1 pseudogene is annotated in these 273 nt (G+C 62.6%); it reads right to left on the reverse strand.

Annotated features, from left to right (window positions below):
- Positions 1-273: pseudogene (locus ACLJNW_RS25105) on the reverse strand (hypothetical protein); the annotation flags it as partial.

Below are 273 nucleotides of genomic sequence, written 5' to 3' on the forward strand. Positions count from 1 at the left end.
GCTCAGCAGGTGCTCGGTCTCGCCGATGGCGAAGCTCTTGTCCAACTGGCTGTCGAAGACCCACAGGCGTTCCTTGTAGGTAGTGTCGCGGGTGCGCAGGACCTTGCGGGTGATCGGGTAGTAGAACTCGCGGGTCGCCTGGTCGGTCTTCGCCAACTGGTAGTTCAGGCTCCACTGGATGCGATCGGCGACCTGGCTGTCGAGCAGGAAATGGTGCTCCAGGCCGTAGCGCTCGCGAGTCAGGGTGTCGTTGCCCTTGCGCCACTGGTACAT

The sequence above is a fragment of the Salmonella sp. SAL4457 genome (genome assembly GCF_046548235.1).
GTDB lineage: Bacteria > Pseudomonadota > Gammaproteobacteria > Enterobacterales > Enterobacteriaceae > Salmonella > Salmonella enterica.